The sequence below is a fragment of the Methylotuvimicrobium sp. KM2 genome (assembly GCF_038051925.1).
Classification (GTDB): Bacteria; Pseudomonadota; Gammaproteobacteria; order Methylococcales; family Methylomonadaceae; genus Methylotuvimicrobium.
On sequence record NZ_CP150634.1, the window covers coordinates 4,347,840 to 4,365,745 of the forward strand.

Genomic DNA, 17,906 nt, shown 5'->3' on the forward strand with positions numbered 1-17,906 from the left:
ATTCCTTGAAATGCCTAGAACCGAATTTTGACTGCCATTAAATTTAATTATGAAACGAATTCTTTTTGTTACCAGTGAAGCACATCCTTTAATAAAAACCGGCGGCTTGGCAGATGTTTCAAGCAGCTTACCTAAGGCTTTGGCGGATCTAGGCCAAGATATCCGTATCATCATACCCAACTATCAAGCTATAAAAAAAACCGAAAACGTCCAACATCGGTGTACGTTGAGAATCAATAATTGCGATGTCAATATTCTCGAAACCCGCTTGCCGGATTCGAAAGTGATTGTATGGCTGATCGATTGCCCCCAGTTTTTTGACTACCCGGGCAATCCATATCACGATGAATACGGTAATGCCTGGGCAAACAGCGCCGATCGCTTTTCGCTGTTCTGCCGCATAACCGTAGAAGTCGCGATGAACAGAGCCTACTTAGATTGGAAACCGGAAATCGTCCACTGCAACGACTGGCAAAGCGGTCTGGTTCCCGCCTTGTTGACGCTGGAATATAACCGCCCGGCAACCATTTTTACGATCCATAACATGGCCTACCAAGGAATCTTTCCCCACTCGACCTACCATGCGCTTAATCTTCCAAGACAGCTTTGGAATCCAAACGCACTTGAGTATTACGGCAACATGTCGTTTTTAAAAGGCGGCATTGCTTGCTCCGATCGAGTAACGACGGTAAGTCCTACCTATGCCAAAGAAATTCAATCATCCGAGTTTGGTTACGGGCTAGAAGGCTTGTTAACTCATCGCAAGGAATTTCTAAGCGGTATACTCAACGGAACCGACAATGACTGGAATCCCGAATTCGACAGCAACATCGTACAACGCTACAGCCATAAAACGCTCCATCACAAACAAGCCAATAAGGCTGCATTACAAGAACGGCTCTCGCTGCCTCTCGAGCCGTCCATTCCCATTTTCGGATTAATTAGCCGTTTGGTTGAACAAAAAGGTATCGACTTGTTATTAGAATGCTTGCCGGAGTTACTAAGTATGTCAGTACAATTTGTCTTACTTGGCAGCGGCAACAAAAGCTTCGAACAACGTTTATATAATTTTGCCGAAGCCTACCCTGAAAAAATGTCTATTACTATCGGCTACGATGAACAATTGGCTCATTGGATAGAAGCGGGAAGCGATATTTTCTTGATGCCATCGCGCTTCGAGCCCTGCGGATTAAACCAAATGTATAGTCAACGCTATGGAACTTTGCCGATCGTAAGGAAAACCGGCGGCCTTGCAGATACGGTAGTCGATGCTCTACCCCATACGATTGACAACAAAACGGCAACCGGAATTACCTTCAATGAATCGACCCCCAGTTCGCTTCTGGAAGCCATCAAACGCGCGTTGATTTTATATAGGGTCCCGGAAATTTGGACACAACTGCAAACCAATGCCATGAAGAAAGACTTTTCGTGGAATAGTAGCGCTAAACAGTATTTATCGCTCTATGATCATTTATAACTCGATTGATTAAGGGTTTGGTCGTAAATATACCCATCGCAGATGAAAATTCGGCCTTGGGGTGCCCGCCAAAGGACGCCGTAAACCCAGCACCTAAATTCCATAGCCTATTAGCCATGATTGATTACATAGATAATTCATCCAGCACCTAAATAAGCCATGATTTTGAATCATTGCCAAGGACCTATGGAATTTAGGTGCTGGATTTAGGTGCTGGGTAAATACGTCCATGTAGGCTATGCTGACAAAGCCTTTACCGAACACCCCAAGGCCTCCTGCGATAATGCCGAAATTTGAAGTGCGAAAGGTATAACTTCCCTGTTTTATGGAGGGCTCGGTAACCCGATTGACAGGTATCGGCGGCAGGACAGATTTTTTGCTCCTCGGCAATTGCTGAGTAACTCACAAAACCCTTAACCCAGCTTTAACAAGTGTAGTACCTACCGCCTATGCTATTGAAATATAATAATTAAAAATCATGCCAAATTTAACTTTGTAGTGCCATAAAATTAATTATTGCATATTATTCAATAACCTATTGACGCGCAATGTTAAGGCTGGGTTAAGCCAATTCTTTACATTTAAGCTTTTCCGGGCCCTTGCCATCAAACCGAGACATGCGCTTTTTTCGCCGGCGCGCATTATTCGCTCTTTTCTTATTTGAATTAGCGTTTATTTTTTTGATATCCAGCTTTTGCCGTTGAATCTCAATCGTTTTCAAATGGTGAAAAATATCCTCCGGCATGCCTTCCGGCAATTCCACAATAGTAAATTCATTACGCATATCGACAAGGCGAATCATTTTCCTTTCGACACCGGATTCATCGACCAACACATCTTTGATTAGCTCTTTCGACGCGCCATGTTTATGACCGACCGACAATCGATAACGAACCATTTTGGGCATAACGGAAACTATGTCCGAAATAGACGAATCCAAAACATTCGTTTCCGACATCATTCGCATGCCGCCTTCAAGCTGTTGCAGATGCAACAAAGCAGCCGCGCAATCCAATAACCCCAGGTTTAATTCATCCAGTATTTGCTGAAGCATTTGTCGCTCATCGTGCAATGCTTGCGTTTCGATAACACGCCTTAAACACTGTATTATCCTGTCTTCCTTAAGTCTCATTGAGGTCTCGATGCCAAACGCGCGATTATCGTGCTAAACGTGAATTTAAAGCAAACCTCATCGAATCAAAGCCTATCATGAAATATCTCGACATAAGCTTCATCGCGCAAACGCCGCAGCCACAATTCGGTTTCTTCTTCGATCTTACGTTTACGAATCGCTTCTCTTACTTGTTCCTTTTTGTAGTCCTCACTATCGTCTTGCTGCTTTCTGCCGAGCACCTGTATCAGATGCCAACCGAATTGCGTTTGAACCGGTTTACTAATTTCGTCGATCGCCAATGCATTCATCGCCTTTTCGAACTCGGGAACCAACGCACCGGGGGCCACCCAATCCAAACTTCCGCCATTAAGTGCGGACCCTTTATCATCGGAATGCGCTCTGGCCAGCGCATCGAAACTGTCACCATCGGCAATTCTGCGCTTTAAGTTATTCAGTCTTTTTTTCGCTTCGTCATCGTCAATCAGCTCATTGGTTTTAATCAATATGTGACGAACATGCGTCTTAGTCACAATATGCTGCTGATCGCCGCCTCTGAGCTCTAGCATTTTTATGACATGGAAACCGCTGGGACTTCGAATCGGGTCCGAAACGTCGCCCTGCTTCAGGTCGCCGACCTCATCGACAAATAAAGTCGGCACTTGATTAATCGAGCGCCAACCTAAATCGCCGCCGGTCAAGGCTTCGCTGCTGTCGGATTGACTCATCGCCACCTGCACGAAATCCCGCCCGCCCCGTAAATCCTGAATAATTTCCAAGGCTTTTTGTTTGGCTTTCTGTATCACTGTCGACGAAGCGCCTTCCGGAATCGCCACCAGAATATGCCCTAAATGGTATTGAGTGGCTTCGCCGCCGAGTTTACTTTCGGTTTCGAGAAAATGCTCGACTTCCCGATCGCTAACATTAACGCGACTGCCGATTTCCCTGCCCCGCAACTGATTGATGATGACTTCGTTACGCAGGTTTTCCAAAAAACTGCGATAAGAAATCGACTGTTTTTCCAGTTCGACACGAAATTCTGCCGGCGTCATATTATTTCTGCGCGCGATGTCTGCCGCGGCACTAGCCAACATTTCATCATTCAAGGCGATGCCGGACCTTTCCGCCAGCTGCCGCTGCAGCTTTTCGATAATCAATTTTTCAAGCACTTGCTTGCGCAAAATATACGACGGCGGCACTACCGCGTTACTGGCTTTGATGCGTTGCGCAATGACATCGACTTCCGCTTGCAACTCGCCATCGAGAATCACATCATCTTCGACAATTGCAACGATACGATCCAGTGTTTGCGAAAAAACCGGTACGGAAATACTGATTAATGCGATCAAAACACCGCTGATAAAATGCTTTTTCATAGTAAACAAACAGTCAGTTTATTGCGGTCTGACATAGCCGTAGATATTTCGTTCGAAAAATTCATCCAACCGGTCGCCGAATGCCGTTAAGCCTTTCAATTCCAACTGAACAAATACGCCGGTTTGCGTTTCACCGGTTGGCTCTTGCCCGGCAAATACATTAATGCTATTAATATAACGCCGCCCAATGATTCTAAAGCGCCAGCAGCAACTTTCTTTTTCAAAACCGGCGAAACTTTCCACCGTTCTATCAAACAACATCGAATACTGCCATCGTCCAACCGCATACCAATTATCATAGATCGGCCAGCGAAAAGAGACATCCGCCACTTCCGTTAAGTCCTGACGAAAACGATATCCTAAATTAACCAACTGCTCGGGCTTGTTCGTATACCGCAACGCTACCTCGCCTCTGGTTAGGTCGTTTCGCGCATGATCCCACTGCCCGGCTGTCCTTAAGGACAAATGCTCGGTCAATTGCGCACTGAATTCGGCAATTAAATTAGCGAAACTATTGGTCGAAGATTGTTGATTGACTAAACGCGGATTACCGAAAATATCGGTGCTTCCCCTTGGGTCATCAAGTTGCACTAAACGGTCGCGGAAATAAAGAATTTCGCCGATGCTAAGCCTCATGTTTTCGCGACCCGTTCGCGGATCGATGATTCGATTGGTCAAAGCCGCCGTCACTTGATTGGCATCCTGAACCCTGTCGGAGCCGCTGAAACGGTTTTCCCGGAATAAACTGTAGAAGTTATAGTCGTATTCTCCGGTATCGAACAGCGGAATATCGCTTTGATCTTTATAAGGAATATAGAGATAAAACAAACGCGGCTCAATCGTGTGAACATAAGACGATGCGCCTGATCCGAACTCTCGCTCCAGCGTAAACCCGGTATCGGCCGAAAATATCGGCAAAGTACGAGTAATGCTATCGGGCCTGGGCCTACCTACCTCCTGATTTTCCAACATATATTGAGTGTGTTTGAGCGACAATTTTGGCGTTAAATAAACACCTGCCGCTTCTAGCGGAACAGCGACAGCCGGCTCGATGTTGAAACGTTGACCGCTAACGCGCTGGTCTTGTTGAAAATAGACATATTCCGCCCCCATGGATACATCAACTGGCATAAAGTCGAATGAATGATTTAAATCCAACCTCGCCTGGGGCAGCCTGCGATAGGGCTGAAACTCTTTTGGAATGGTTCTATCCGTCGTCTGATAGTTTTCAAGCTGCGAAAAGAATGATACGCCCGGCATGCTGTAACGAATATCGGCATGGCTTCTTAAAAAACGAGTATCGTTAATCGTAATACTATTGCCCATATCGTCGAAATAATCATCGTCGGAGACATAACTTGCATCGATCGTAGAGATTAAATTCGGTAAAAATGTCGTGGTATTTTGAATACCGGCGAGATATCGCGTTTTATTACGTATTTGATCATCCGGCAACACTTCAAATTGCAAGCGACTGTTGGTTAATTCGGACAAATGTCTAAAGTCGCCGCCCCATTGCATTCCTCTATTTGTCATATACCGAGGACGAAAGGTCAAGTCGTAATTAGGTGCGATATTCCAATAATAAGGCAGGGCGACATCGTAGCCATTTCTATCGTTAACGGATAAATTCGGCGCTAAAAACCCGGATTTGCGACGATCATCGAGCGGAAAACTGATATAAGGCGTATAGATTACCGGCACGCCTTTAAACTCGAGCCAAGCATGTTTAGCCGAACCTTCGCCGCTTTCCTTGTTCAGCTTTAAGTCCGATGCATGCAAAACCCAATCGGTATTGCCGGGCTTACAGCTTGTGAAGGCGACTTCATTGTAACGGGACAAAACCTTGCTATCCCGGTAGACGGTTCGCGCGCTGCCTCTCAACGGCGTCGTCGGCGAAATAAACAGAGTATTACGCAACCTGGCCTCATCGCTTGCCAGTTTCAACATCATCGTATCGCTGTATAAAGACAGCGCGTCTTCACTGTAATAAACGTGTCCTTGCGCATCGAGAGTTTGCGATACGGTATCGTAATGCATGGTATCAGCGGCCATACGTTGATCGGCCCGAACAATATCGACATTACCGAAAAAACCGGTAATTTCATTATCGAAAATTTCCGAATAATCGGCCCGAACATCTATAGGCGTCTCGTCCCGCAGATCTTTGGTCGATAAAAATCCGGGCGGCGCGCCTAATGATGTCGTGCAGTTTTCCCAAGGATCGTAAGGCAATTGCGAATGCATAATATCGAAATTCAGTTCCTGCTCATGATCGAAAGCAGGCGACAATAAACTGAAACTACGCCGCTCATCAGGCATCACACGAGGCTTGCCTTTCGGATCGGTACCGGTCAGACTACAATTCCAAGTTTCATCTCCTTCTCCGGCAGCGCAATCCCATCCTGCGGCTCTTGCGATTTTGCGCGGCGGCTCTAACTGAATAATCTCCTGCGGCGCTTGATTTTGCTCATTCGCTCCCTGGGGATTTTTCGCAACCTTGTCGGGACTAGGAGCGTTTTTTTGCGTAACGACAGAACTCCCCGCCGCCTCAGTGCTCTCCGAAACCGTAATAGGCTTTGGGCTTTTGGCAATCGGCGCATCGGCTCCGCAAACCCATTCTCCGCTGCCGTTTTGTTCACAATCCCACGCCGGCTCATTCGCCTGAGAACAAGTCGAGCTAACCAATAAGAAAAACAATAAAATGATGCGGCAGTGCATAGGTAAGTATGGGAGTAAATATGGCTTGATTAGGCTTAAATAGAATAAAATGCCGAACGGACATTCTACCTCAATTTACTCCAGCAATATAATTTAAAGAATCCCATCCCACTATGACCAACGAAGACCCTCGAGCCGCTTTAATGCTCGATTGGCTATCGAGCGATCTGTCGCTAGCCATTGACCGTTTTGAACCGGCATCGAGTGATGCCAGTTTTCGCCGCTATTTCAGAATATACTCGCAAGGAACGACTTACATTGTCATGGACGCGCCACCCGACAAAGAAAATATCGAGGCGTTTATCAAGGTCGCCAAGCTTTTATCCGTTCCAGGCATCCATGTGCCGACAATTTTTCAATCGAACCTCGCACAAGGCTTTTTATTACTCGAAGACTTCGGTAGAACCAGCTATTTGGACTGTCTTAAACCATCGAACGCGGACCGCCTGTATCAATACGCCCTCGACAGCTTGTTTCAACAACAAACACTGATTGCGCTCAACAACCTCGAAATCCCCCATTACGATCGATCGCTGCTAATTCGGGAACTAGGCATTTTCGAGGAATGGTTTACTTCGCATTTTCTGAATATTCCCACCCCCGAACCGCTCGGAATCGAAGTCAATGAATTTCTGATTACTACAGCCTTAGAACAACCTTTAACCTTCGTACATCGTGACTATCATTCACGCAATCTAATGGACCTTGGCGACGACAAACCTGGAATAATCGATTTCCAAGATGCGGTAATAGGCCCGATCACCTACGATTTGGTATCGCTGCTGAAAGATTGCTATATTAGCTGGCCGAAAGCGCAAATCGATCATTGGAGAAACGGTTATTTTCAGCGCCTTCTTCAACATGGATCGATCGACTGCAGTCAAGCGCAATTCAAACGTTGGTTCGACCTGATGGGTTTACAACGTCACTTAAAAGCTATCGGCATTTTCGCGAGATTACACTTACGAGACGGAAAGTCCGCCTACCTTAATGATATACCTCGAACACTAAATTATGTTACTGAAACCAGCACCCACTATCCCGAACTATCCGAATTTGCAGGCTTTCTAAACCGGCAAATTCTGCCGGCTTTCCGGAGAAAGACATGAAAACGATGATTCTGGCCGCGGGCCGCGGCGAAAGAATGCGTCCTTTAACCGACCGCCAGCCCAAGCCTTTATTGATGGTAGGGGGTGAACCGCTTATCGTGCATTTGTTGGAGAATTTGCGTGATGCGGGTTTTAGCGATATTGTAATCAATGTGGCGCATCTGGGAAGCCAAATCATCGACTACCTGGGCGATGGTCGCCGATTCGGCGTGAGCATCGCTTATTCGGACGAGGGCGAAACACCACTGGAAACAGCCGGCGGCATTATCCGTGCCTTGCCTTTGCTGGATAACAAACCCTTTCTAGTCGTAAACGGCGATATCGCAACGAATTTTCCATTTAAAACACTCAAACAACGCGAAATCGATCTTGCGCATTTGGTTTTAGTCAACAACCCCGAACATCACCCCTCAGGCGATTTCGGATTTAACGGCGATCTATTAAGCGATAGTGTTGCCGAAAAATATACGCTCAGCGGTATTGGGCTTTATCATCCGGATTTATTTGCCGAGAGCCGACAAGGCACACTCAAACTTGCGCCGATTTTACGCAAAGCCATGCGTCTAAACAGGGTGTCGGGGGAAATATTTAACGGTTTCTGGATGGATATCGGAACGCCGCGAAGGCTAAAAGAATTAGACCACCTTTATCAACAGCGAGGAACACACCATGTCTGACCATATTTACAAAAAAATCGAATTGACCGGCTCATCATCCGTCAGCATTCAAGACGCCATCGAAAAGGCTGTCGCAAAAGCGGCTAATACGTTGCACGATTTGCGCTGGCTGGAAGTCGTCGAAACCCGCGGCCATATCGACCAAGGCAAAGTGGCGCACTGGCAAGTCACGATTAAAGTCGGCTTTACGCTGAAAGATTAGCCCCATACCTTGATCAGTCAACCGGCGGAACAAACCATAAGATGAACCTACTCCTTTCGTAGTGAAAAATCGAGCGACATCATTTTAGTACTGTGAAAGTTCGTAGATTTTAGCTCTTTATCTAATTTTTCGATATACGGCGCTCGACAGAGAAAATGCCGGTTCCGGAGAGGGTGCGGTTGCTCGACCGACAGCCGCCGTCGAGCCTACATGGACGTATTCACGGCGTCCTGTCGGGCGAGTGACCGCACCCTCCGCCCACCCAGAGAACTTTCATTTACTGGGGCGAGGCCGGGCCTTCATGATCGTTATAGAGCGTGTCTATCGAGGACCGCCGTAAAACCAGCACCAAATTCCATAGCTCATTGGTCATGGCTAATTGTCTTGGATAATTTAGGTGCTGCGCCTTTGACAGCCACCCGGGTGCCGAATTTTGATCTACGATTGGCATATAAGGGTACAAATCGAATTAGCCGAGTCCATCATTTTGAAAAAGCAATAAACTTTCGGTAAGGCGAGTCGTTCTTCCAGGTAAACGCCTCGGTATAGTAATGCAGCAACGCTAAATAGCCTATCACACCTAAACTGACAACTTTACGAATTTCCACGCCGAATAAGAACTCGGTCAGAAACTCAACAGCGGCGTCTCCGTATTGATGCAGAAAGAGAGCTGCCCCAAAAGACAATAACGGTAAGACCAAAAGTACCGGTATATTGCATGCTTGCGCCCAACGATAGATAAAGTTTCGGGCTTGCCGACCATGACGATTATAATCGTGGGTCACATAAAAAAAATAAGCCGTCGCATCATGAACCAATCGAGGCACCAAAATCGCCAGAAAATAGTATTGCTGAACAAACAAATAGTAAGTGCTCACTACAAGCATGGTATTCGCCCAAAGAAACAGCCTGCCGAACCCTGTCGTTACATAGCGCTGACACCAAATAGTAGCCAATAAGAGAGCTAAAGTTAAGCTACCGGCGATATGCCTAAGCCAATCAACTTGTTCAGGTTCTAAGCTATTCTTGAGAAAAACACCAAGATAAATCAATAGACCTGCGGCAACACTCAATCCCAATAACAAACGATAAGACCATGCCGGAAGCTTACAAACACCTCGCGCAATACCGTGCTGCTGCTTAAGTACATGGTAGACCGTCCAAGCCGCGACCAAAATATAAAATACGAGATAAGGAATAAATAGACCGCCGATACCGAAAAATACCGCAAGCACCAACGTCATCATCATGATTCGGTGCCGGTAATACCCGAAGTATTCGCGATTAGTGGTTAAAATCAACGCGCTGGCAATGATATGCGGCGTTCCGAACAACAACTGAAATAACAGGAAATGCTCCGGACGGCTCGGCAACATCTCTCGCAAACTACCTTGCCAAAGTAGAATATCGAACCATCCCACTAATAAACAAATAGGGATAATTGCATACAAGCCTAATATAAACCGAAAAGAAACCTTAAGCCGATCATCGCTTACCCGTTCTTGGCTTGAAAATAACTGCGCCGACATAATCTTATCCTTTTCTTATAGTTATAGTTAGAATAGGCGGCCAACATACATCGTTTTATACTTTTATTTCAAGTCTAAACTTATGGCCTTTCAGTTACATCCACAACTACAAAAAGATTGCATCCTGCTCGGACGCTTGGAATTATGCCAACTGCTGCTAATGAACGACAGTCAATATCCTTGGTTCATTTTAGTGCCTGAAATTGGCGATATCCGTGAAATTTATCAATTGTTGCCCACTAAGCGCTCATTATTACAAGAGGAGTCGTGCCAACTGGCCAAAAGATTAGCTAGGCTATTCAACGCCGACAAAATGAATGTGGCCGCGATCGGTAATCTGGTACCGCAACTGCACATCCATCACATCGTTCGCTATCGCTCGGATAAAGCATGGCCGGCCCCGGTCTGGGGGAAATTCGACGCCGTTCCTTACACGGAACACCAACTGGAAGAGCTGCTTCCAAAGATTAAATCCACATTTGACGACCTTTTAACAAGGGAGCTCTAAACTAATTAACCAAAAACTCGGAAAAAAACACATCTCTAAAACCGTCGCTATTATCATATTTATCGAGCGCATTCCTAACGGCTTCGACACTTTCCAGGCGCAAGGCCTCCCTTTGCTCCTTGGTTCCCAGCTCGTTGGCATTGCGACCGCTATATAACATAATCAATTCGTGTCTCAGCGCGGGTAAATGCTTTTTTATTTTTTCCATATTATCCTTACCCTCTACCATCAATTGCACATTGATCAATAAATATTTTCGAGGTACGTCCAAATTCACGGTAAACTTAGGCGACATTTCCAAGTATTCTATGGCCGGCTGTACATCGTCGGCGGCATCCTGGGCCAAAACCCAACCGGAAAAAATCAACCCTAAAAATAGTAACAAAAAACGCACGCTTAACTCCCTATCAATCAATAATCGCTTAAGTATAAGCCAGTTTTACTAAATTTAATTAACAATGTTAACTCGGAAACATGACCACTAAATCCGCAATCGGCCCCATCATGATCGATGTTGAAGGCTTGACTTTAACTGCTCATGAACAAGAAAAGATCCGTCACCCCAACACCGGCGCGGTAATTCTTTTTTCCCGCAATTACGAATCACCCGAACAACTTATCGCTTTGATCGACAGCATTCGCAACGCCCGCAAAGGCCCTATACTCATCGCCGTCGATCAGGAAGGCGGACGCGTGCAACGATTCAGGCAAGGCTTTACGCGCTTACCGCCGGCCGGCTGTTATCGTGAACGGCCCGAACTCGCCGAAGCGGCAGGTTGGCTGATGGCGTCAGAGATGCTGTCCGTCGGCATTGATTTTAGCTTCGCTCCCGTACTTGATGTCGATTGCGGCATCAGCGAAGTCATCGGCGACCGATCATTCTCGCCCGATCCACAACTCACAGCCCAATTAGCGGCCAGCTTTCGCAAAGGCATGCGATCGGCCGGCATGGCCGCAACGGGCAAGCATTTCCCTGGACACGGCGCGGTAGCCGCCGATTCGCACATGGCATTACCGATCGACGAACGAGAATTAAACGAAATCCGCGCCAAGGACTTAGTCCCATTCAAATTATTGATCGAACAAGGTTTGGAAGCCGTCATGCCCGCGCATGTCGTCTACCCTGCCGTAGACAACATGCCTGCCGGATTCTCCGAAAAATGGCTGCAAAACATTTTACGGCACGAACTTAATTTCAACGGCGCCATATTTAGCGACGACCTAAACATGGAAGGTGCCGCGATGGGCGGCGATTTTTTCGAACGCGCGAAATTGGCTCAACATGCCGGTTGCGACATGCTATTAGTTTGCAACAATCCCAAAGCGGCCGAACAAGTGCTCGACAGCGTACCGATCAAGAGCGATCCACTCAGAGCACAACGACTTGATGCGATGCGCGGCAAACCCAAAATGACCAGAGCAATTCTCCAAGCATCTAGCCAATGGCAACTAATATCACAACAAATCGCACAACTTTCCAATGAATATGCTTGAAGAAATCGACCACGTCCAATCAACCGCCGACCTACTACACAACAAGCAGGAAGTCGACACGGCAATCGACAACATGGCTCATAAAATCAACCTGCTTCTGGCGGATAGAAACCCTATTTTTCTATGCGTCATGAACGGCGGCTTGGTCATCGGCGGCGAACTCCTGACTCGTTTGACCATTCCCTTGACCGTCGACGCGATCAATGCCAGCCGCTATCAAAACCAAACATCCGGCAGCACTGTTGAATGGGTCTTAAAACCGAGAACACCGCTGCAAGGCAGAACGGTTCTAATCGTCGACGACATTTTAGACGAAGGCTTCACGTTGGAGGCGATCTACCGATATTGTTTATCGGAAGGCGCGACTTCTGTCTACAGTGCGGTATTGGTCGATAAGATTTTAGACCGCGAAAAACCGGTCCAAGCCGATTTTGTCGGACTCTCGGTCGAAGATCGCTACTTGTTTGGCTATGGGATGGATTACAAAGGCTATCTACGCAACATGCCGGGTATTTACGCTTGTCAGGACAACTTAATCGACTAGGACAATGACTATGACACAGTTAGCGATCATCGGCGGAACCGGATTGACTCGTCTTGAAGGCTTGAAAATCATCGAACGAAAACCTATCGAAACGCCTTTCGGCATACCTTCGGCCGATTACGTCATCGGCGAGATTGATGAAAAATCCGTCGTCTTTCTAGCCAGGCATGGCGACCCGCATACAATCCCGCCTCATAAAATCAATTACCGCGCGAATATTTGGGGACTCAAAGAGCTTGGCGTCCAAAAAATAGTCGCCGTGGCCGCGGTTGGAGGTATTACGTCAAAAATGGCTCCCGCTCATATCGCGGTGCCCGATCAAATCATTGACTATAGCCATGGACGAAAGCACACTTTTTTCGAAGAAGATCTCGAGGAAGTCACGCATATCGACTTCACAAGCCCTTACTCGACAGAACTTCGGGAAAAACTGATCTCTGCTGCAGCAAATGCAAAGATTTCAGTTACGCCAACTGGCACATACGGCAGCACACAAGGCCCGCGACTTGAAACCGCCGCTGAAATCCAACGCATGGAACGTGACGGTTGCGACTTAGTCGGCATGACCGGCATGCCGGAAGCCTCGCTAGCCAGAGAGCAGGACATCGACTACGCAGCGCTTGCGGTCGTCGCAAATTGGGCGGCAGGAAAAACAGAAGGCGAAATCACCATGGTTGAAATCGAACAAAATCTACACAAAGGAATGGCCGATACCGCCAAACTATTAAAAGCGTTTATAGCCCGGTTATAACGCCAATGATTTCTTAAGTCGGGTTTCGCCGCCGGTGCCATGCTTTTCACTCTTCAAGCTTCGGCAGTGCTTAAGGAAGCGCAGGAGTGATAGGCGGATTTTTTCTCAAATTGGAGTACGCTCATAAAAAGTTACTCACAGAAGCTGTGGACAAGTCTGTGAGTAACTTGATGACTCGCTTCTTAAAGCCGCATATTTGTTACAACTTTTTTAAATTGACTAATTTTTACACAAAAGCCTTTCGAATTAATATATCAATCACTTATATTGAACATCTAACATTGAAAGAGCTTCGTCTGACTTGTCATTCATTGACAAACCGGCAAAAACGAGCGTGTGTATAAAAGGAAATACAGCGCCTTCCCTGGCCATGTTGAATCCTTGTTTTTAAAACGCACGTCCCGGTTTCACGCCGAATTTTTTCAATATCATCGCCAACGGGCAAAAACCGGTAAACGACGCTTGCAATAAATTCGCACCGACGAATGCGGTAAACCATAACCAGTTCGATGAATGAAAATGCGCCAAAAGCAAGCTCAACAAAATAAAAGTGCCGGCAAACGCCATCACTAAACGATCGATACTCATGATTCGTCTCCTCCTTATTTAAGACGCACAACCCCCATAAACTTCAGCATCATTCTTTCATAAAACGGCTCGCTAATTCCTTTCCTGACTTTACGCATGAAATATTTCTCGAATATGATTTTGGACAGATGCACCCATTTCCCTTTTTTCGACCAGGTCGTATTTCTCGGCGGTATTTGCGGCACCGCCAAAAATGCAACTCCGGTATCGCCCAAATCGGCCAGACACAATGCACTCAGACTCGGCTTGTCCGAGGGCTCTTTTCCGGCCAATTCATCACGGATGTTATGCGCGGTCGCGGTTACCATAGACTCGATCATGTAACCGGTTTTAGGAGTACCTGTGGCGACCGGTGTTTTTTCAACCGGTGGAATCGCCACACAAACACCGACCGAGTAAATATTTTTAAAAGTCGGATTGCGCTGATATTCATCGACGACGACAAAGCCCCGCGGATTCATCAAGCCTTCGACGCCGCAATTACGCACCGCGTCAACCCCGGTAAACGCAGGTAACATCATGGAATGCTTGAACGGCAACTCATGCTTTTTCGTCTCGTTGCCATCGTCATCGACTTCTGTCACATACATCATGCCTTGTTCGATACGATCAACTTTCGCGTTAGTCACCCATTTGATCGTTCTATCTCTCAAAACGCTTTCTAACATACTTTTGGTGTCACCGACACCACCTAAGCCTAAATGTCCGATGTAGGGTTCCGATGTAACGAAAGTCATCGGCACCTTGTCGCGTATTTTGCGTTTACGCAGCTCAGTCTCTAGGATCATCAAATATTCATAAGCGGGACCGAAACAGGATGCGCCCTGCACAGCGCCGACGATGATCGGGCCTGGGTCTTCCATAAATCTATCCCAATCCTGAGCAGCCACGGCTGCATGATCGACATGACAGACCGAAGTCGTATAACCTTCCGGACCTAGCCCCGGCACCTCATCGAAGGCAAGACGAGGGCCGGTTGCAATCACTAAATAATCGTAATCGACCGCAGTACCGTCGTTTAAATGAATTTGATTGCTGGGGGGATCGACCTTCACGGCCGCTTTTTGAATGAATTCGATCCCTTTTTTCTGCATAATCGGAGCTAATTCGATTTTCAGATCTTCCGGTTTACGCCATTTCGGCGGCACCCAAGGATTCGAAGGTACGAAATGGAACGTCGGAGAATCGGATATCACGGTGACTGTGTGATTATTCTTAACTAACTCTTTCATTTCATAGGCCATCGGAACACCACCGATACCGGCACCTAATATTACAATTCTAGCCATAAATTTCTCCTCGTGATGAATCAAAATGCACTATTATTCTTGTTGAAGACTTCGCACGGCCACATTTGCTGGTAAGCTGACGCGATCTTTTTCCGGTAGCTGCGTTACCTACATGGATGTAGGCAAGGGGCGGAACCATTGAGAAAACAGTTGCATAGCTTATCGCCTGTTTTGGCACCTTGCTCGCGAACAAAATAACATTGTCATAAAAGCCGAAAACATGACCTTGCAAAGTTATACATTTCGATCGATTTGGTTTAATTCAGAAAACGTTGACGTTTCCGTTTTTGGACTTGGAAAACAAATTCCCAATCAATACATTTTCAATAACCGCATGTCACTGAAAATGTCGGCACCTCATTGTGTCGATTCAAAGATACACCGGCTTGGAATGAAACTTAACCCTACTTTAACATTTGTCGTTCATAAAATATTGGAACACAAAAACAACAAATATTACGACACTACATTGCTTAAGACCGGGTTAGGATCGTCACCATTCAAACGCAAACATACAACAATAAAAACATAAATGTTTGGAACCGGCGTTACCCAAAGAATATTAGCATTTACTAAAATACGCAAATTTATTTTTACTCTTGTCCTTCCCGCAGTGAAAAAATCCTTCTTACTAAAACACCTCCTCATCATAGCGCTTTTACCGACGCTTATGAGTAACCTCGCACAAACCGGCGTGCTGTTAGCAGAATATCAAGCGACGCGGGACAGTCAGGCGCAACAAGCATTCATTGAACCGGCCCAAGCAATCTCGATCACACCATTGGTTAAACGGATCAAGATCAGCGCCCTCATCGGCTTTGTCTCGGTCTTAGCTTCTGGATTAGTCGCCCTAGCGGCTTACCGGCGTCTTAAGGAAAGCACATCCAACGATAACGAAGCCTCCGGCCCAACCCCCACTCGTAACCATCTATTGGATATGACGAGCCCCGTCGATCAAACGAAACTGTCCCTATCCCCCCGTAAATTTTCAATTTTAATCGCCGACGACAATTCCATTAACCGCTTACTGCTCGTCAATCAATTACAAGATCATTGCGATCAAATTACCGCGACAGAAGATGGAATCGAAGCTTTGAATTATCTGAAGAGCAAACGATTTAACCTGGTTTTTTTAGATCTGCAAATGCCGGGCTATAACGGCTTTGAATTAATTGAAACCCTACGACATACCGAAAATCCGAATAGGGATACTCCCATTATCGCCGTAACGGCGCATGCTTTACCAAACCAACGCAAAGACATCATTGCCCTTGGCTTCGACGAATGTCTTATTAAACCGATTTTATCCGAGCAACTAGAGGAAATCGTCACCCTCTGGCGCCCCACCGAACCTCGTGAGGCTTTAAGCGACTCTCCAAAGCAGGCCGGTTATGCGCAGCAACTCCTGGCTAAAACCGCTTACGACCGAGACTTGGCATTAAGCATCCTAAACAAACTATACGAGGAGCTTCCTCAACAACTTGACTCAATTCAAAAAGCACTACGCCATCGGCAATGGCAACAAGCCTTATCGATCACCCATAAGCTGCACGGTTCGGTCAGTTTCTGCGGTTTAACGGATATCCGTCAACAGGCCTTAACATTAGAGCAAAATTTGATTTCGAAAGACTTCCTCGAAACAGACCGGCATTTCGATAAATTACGAGCTTTGATTCAACAATTCATTACAAAAAAAACCGAACTTATCGAGGAATTGTCAGATAAAAATAGCGCCTGAAAAATAAGGGCGCGTCTTTAACGTTTATAAACCTGATTTCGGCAGTTTATACCTTTCGCGCTTCAAATTTCAGCTGTGGCCAAGGGGGCTCCGGAGCGCTCGACCCCTCACCTAGCGTTAGGATTTTGTGAAAAAAACTTCCTGGAGCCATGAGTTTTGTGGCGGGCTTGGTAACTCGCTTGACAGGACGACGCCCTGAACTCAGCATTTAAATTCCATAGCCCATTGACTGTGGTTAACTATCTCGGATAATTTAGGCGTTGGATTCACAGCGCCTTTTGAGACTCCTCCCCTAGTGACGAATATTCACCTACGATAGATATGTAGACTCCAACAATTCAGTTGAGCGAAGTATAATCGTTTCGACACCAACTAATACAAGAAAACTATGTCCGAATTTAACCTTGCCATCCACCATGTTAGCCTTATCGTCTCCGATACAGAAAAGTCCTTGCATTTTTACCGGGATATATTAGGACTTCAACAAACAGAACGCCCGAACCTTCCATTTCCGGGCGCTTGGCTTCAACTTGGCGAACAACAAATTCATTTATTGGAACTGGAAAATCCCGACCCAACTTCTGGTCGGCCAGTCCATGGAGGAAGAGATCGCCATGTCGCACTAACATGTTCGAGCCTATCTCCCGTCAAGGAAGCCCTCGATAACAACGGCTTTCGGTATACATTGAGCATTTCCGGACGCCAAGCATTGTTTTGCCGGGATTTTGACGGTAATGCCATTGAAATTATCGAACGCCCGAAAACCGAATAAAAAAAGGCCCGATAACG

At 46.4% G+C, this 17,906-nt stretch carries 17 protein-coding genes; 10 read left to right on the top strand and 7 right to left on the bottom strand.

Annotation, left to right across the window (positions count from 1 at the left end; all coding sequences use genetic code 11):
- Positions 1-49 precede the first annotated feature (49 nt).
- Complete coding sequence (glgA, locus tag WJM45_RS18295) at positions 50-1,480, top strand: glycogen synthase GlgA (protein WP_341326467.1); 1,431 nt, start codon at positions 50-52, stop codon at positions 1,478-1,480.
- 562 nt (positions 1,481-2,042) lie between these two features.
- Here the strand turns inward: glgA and WJM45_RS18300 are convergent.
- The 3 genes from WJM45_RS18300 to lptD all read right to left on the bottom strand — a co-directional run bounded on the left by WJM45_RS18300 (position 2,043) and on the right by lptD (position 6,688).
- Positions 2,043-2,612, bottom strand: coding sequence for a DbpA RNA binding domain-containing protein (locus tag WJM45_RS18300; RefSeq protein WP_341326468.1), 570 nt, complete (start codon positions 2,610-2,612; stop codon positions 2,043-2,045).
- Positions 2,613-2,677: 65 nt separating this feature from the next.
- On the bottom strand, positions 2,678-3,967 hold the full coding sequence (locus WJM45_RS18305; protein WP_341326469.1) for a peptidylprolyl isomerase: 1,290 nt from the start codon (positions 3,965-3,967) through the stop codon (positions 2,678-2,680).
- Positions 3,968-3,985: 18 nt separating this feature from the next.
- Positions 3,986-6,688, bottom strand: a complete 2,703-nt coding sequence (gene lptD / locus WJM45_RS18310; RefSeq protein WP_341326470.1) for an LPS assembly protein LptD — start codon at positions 6,686-6,688, stop codon at positions 3,986-3,988.
- 113 nt (positions 6,689-6,801) lie between these two features.
- Here lptD and WJM45_RS18315 point away from each other — a divergent pair, with 113 nt between their 5' ends.
- The 3 genes from WJM45_RS18315 to WJM45_RS18325 are packed head-to-tail and all read left to right on the top strand — an operon-like array spanning position 6,802 to position 8,676.
- Positions 6,802-7,797: a phosphotransferase gene (locus tag WJM45_RS18315; protein ID WP_341326471.1), complete on the top strand. Its 996-nt coding sequence runs from the start codon at positions 6,802-6,804 to the stop codon at positions 7,795-7,797.
- Positions 7,794-8,474: an N-acetylmuramate alpha-1-phosphate uridylyltransferase MurU gene (murU, locus tag WJM45_RS18320; protein WP_341326472.1), complete on the top strand. Its 681-nt coding sequence runs from the start codon at positions 7,794-7,796 to the stop codon at positions 8,472-8,474. The genes WJM45_RS18315 and murU overlap by 4 nt, the downstream gene beginning before the upstream one ends.
- A complete protein-coding gene (locus WJM45_RS18325) occupies positions 8,467-8,676 on the top strand; it encodes a dodecin (RefSeq protein ID WP_341326473.1) in 210 nt (69 codons plus the stop codon). Before murU ends, WJM45_RS18325 begins: the two co-directional genes overlap by 8 nt.
- Before the next feature lie 482 nt (positions 8,677-9,158).
- Here the strand turns inward: WJM45_RS18325 and WJM45_RS18330 are convergent, their stop codons facing one another.
- Positions 9,159-10,205, bottom strand: a complete 1,047-nt coding sequence (locus WJM45_RS18330) for a hypothetical protein (protein WP_341326474.1) — start codon at positions 10,203-10,205, stop codon at positions 9,159-9,161.
- Positions 10,206-10,287: 82 nt separating this feature from the next.
- Here WJM45_RS18330 and WJM45_RS18335 point away from each other — a divergent pair, with 82 nt between their 5' ends.
- Positions 10,288-10,713: an HIT domain-containing protein gene (locus tag WJM45_RS18335; RefSeq protein WP_341326475.1), complete on the top strand. Its 426-nt coding sequence runs from the start codon at positions 10,288-10,290 to the stop codon at positions 10,711-10,713.
- Position 10,714: 1 nt separating this feature from the next.
- Here WJM45_RS18335 and WJM45_RS18340 read toward each other — a convergent pair whose 3' ends face one another.
- Positions 10,715-11,107 (bottom strand): flagellar basal body-associated FliL family protein, encoded by a 393-nt coding sequence (locus WJM45_RS18340; protein WP_341326476.1) that lies wholly within the window; start codon positions 11,105-11,107, stop codon positions 10,715-10,717.
- Between the two features lie 80 nt (positions 11,108-11,187).
- On the opposite strand from WJM45_RS18340, the gene nagZ reads away from it, so the two are divergent.
- The 3 genes from nagZ to WJM45_RS18355 are packed head-to-tail and all read left to right on the top strand — an operon-like array spanning position 11,188 to position 13,502.
- On the top strand, positions 11,188-12,207 hold the full coding sequence (gene nagZ, locus WJM45_RS18345; RefSeq protein ID WP_341326477.1) for a beta-N-acetylhexosaminidase: 1,020 nt from the start codon (positions 11,188-11,190) through the stop codon (positions 12,205-12,207).
- Positions 12,200-12,751 carry a hypoxanthine-guanine phosphoribosyltransferase gene (locus tag WJM45_RS18350; protein ID WP_341328974.1) on the top strand — a complete coding sequence of 184 codons (552 nt, stop codon included), beginning with the start codon at positions 12,200-12,202 and terminating at the stop codon, positions 12,749-12,751. Before nagZ ends, WJM45_RS18350 begins: the two co-directional genes overlap by 8 nt.
- 10 nt (positions 12,752-12,761) lie before the next feature.
- Positions 12,762-13,502, top strand: coding sequence for an S-methyl-5'-thioinosine phosphorylase (locus WJM45_RS18355; RefSeq protein ID WP_341326478.1), 741 nt, complete (start codon positions 12,762-12,764; stop codon positions 13,500-13,502).
- Between the two features lie 387 nt (positions 13,503-13,889).
- On the opposite strand, the gene WJM45_RS18360 is transcribed toward WJM45_RS18355, so the two are convergent.
- Entirely contained in the window at positions 13,890-14,090 is a 201-nt protein-coding gene (locus WJM45_RS18360; RefSeq protein WP_341326479.1) for a DUF2892 domain-containing protein, read from the bottom strand.
- A gap of 14 nt (positions 14,091-14,104) precedes the next feature.
- Positions 14,105-15,379 (bottom strand): FAD/NAD(P)-binding oxidoreductase, encoded by a 1,275-nt coding sequence (locus WJM45_RS18365; RefSeq protein ID WP_341326480.1) that lies wholly within the window; start codon positions 15,377-15,379, stop codon positions 14,105-14,107.
- 670 nt (positions 15,380-16,049) lie between these two features.
- Between WJM45_RS18365 and WJM45_RS18370 the strand changes: the two genes are divergently transcribed.
- Positions 16,050-17,117 carry a response regulator gene (locus WJM45_RS18370; RefSeq protein WP_341326481.1) on the top strand — a complete coding sequence of 356 codons (1,068 nt, stop codon included), beginning with the start codon at positions 16,050-16,052 and terminating at the stop codon, positions 17,115-17,117.
- Between the two features lie 388 nt (positions 17,118-17,505).
- On the top strand, positions 17,506-17,889 hold the full coding sequence (locus WJM45_RS18375; RefSeq protein ID WP_341326482.1) for a VOC family protein: 384 nt from the start codon (positions 17,506-17,508) through the stop codon (positions 17,887-17,889).
- The last annotated feature ends 17 nt before the right edge of the window (positions 17,890-17,906 follow it).

Excerpts from the sequence above, each read along its gene's own strand:
- WJM45_RS18325 (WP_341326473.1), top strand. The coding sequence starts at position 8,467 with ATGTCTGACCATATTTACAAAAAAATCGAATTGACCGGCTCATCATCC.
- WJM45_RS18365 (WP_341326480.1), bottom strand. The coding sequence starts at position 15,379 with ATGGCTAGAATTGTAATATTAGGTGCCGGTATCGGTGGTGTTCCGATG.
- WJM45_RS18375 (WP_341326482.1), top strand. The coding sequence starts at position 17,506 with ATGTCCGAATTTAACCTTGCCATCCACCATGTTAGCCTTATCGTCTCC.
- murU (WP_341326472.1), top strand. The coding sequence starts at position 7,794 with ATGAAAACGATGATTCTGGCCGCGGGCCGCGGCGAAAGAATGCGTCCT.
- WJM45_RS18360 (WP_341326479.1), bottom strand. The coding sequence starts at position 14,090 with ATGAGTATCGATCGTTTAGTGATGGCGTTTGCCGGCACTTTTATTTTG.
- lptD (WP_341326470.1), bottom strand. The coding sequence starts at position 6,688 with ATGCACTGCCGCATCATTTTATTGTTTTTCTTATTGGTTAGCTCGACT.
- nagZ (WP_341326477.1), top strand. The coding sequence starts at position 11,188 with ATGACCACTAAATCCGCAATCGGCCCCATCATGATCGATGTTGAAGGC.
- WJM45_RS18305 (WP_341326469.1), bottom strand. The coding sequence starts at position 3,967 with ATGAAAAAGCATTTTATCAGCGGTGTTTTGATCGCATTAATCAGTATT.
- WJM45_RS18330 (WP_341326474.1), bottom strand. The coding sequence starts at position 10,205 with ATGTCGGCGCAGTTATTTTCAAGCCAAGAACGGGTAAGCGATGATCGG.
- WJM45_RS18335 (WP_341326475.1), top strand. The coding sequence starts at position 10,288 with ATGGCCTTTCAGTTACATCCACAACTACAAAAAGATTGCATCCTGCTC.
- WJM45_RS18300 (WP_341326468.1), bottom strand. The coding sequence starts at position 2,612 with ATGAGACTTAAGGAAGACAGGATAATACAGTGTTTAAGGCGTGTTATC.
- WJM45_RS18355 (WP_341326478.1), top strand. The coding sequence starts at position 12,762 with ATGACACAGTTAGCGATCATCGGCGGAACCGGATTGACTCGTCTTGAA.
- WJM45_RS18370 (WP_341326481.1), top strand. The coding sequence starts at position 16,050 with ATGAGTAACCTCGCACAAACCGGCGTGCTGTTAGCAGAATATCAAGCG.
- WJM45_RS18350 (WP_341328974.1), top strand. The coding sequence starts at position 12,200 with ATGCTTGAAGAAATCGACCACGTCCAATCAACCGCCGACCTACTACAC.
- WJM45_RS18315 (WP_341326471.1), top strand. The coding sequence starts at position 6,802 with ATGACCAACGAAGACCCTCGAGCCGCTTTAATGCTCGATTGGCTATCG.
- glgA (WP_341326467.1), top strand. The coding sequence starts at position 50 with ATGAAACGAATTCTTTTTGTTACCAGTGAAGCACATCCTTTAATAAAA.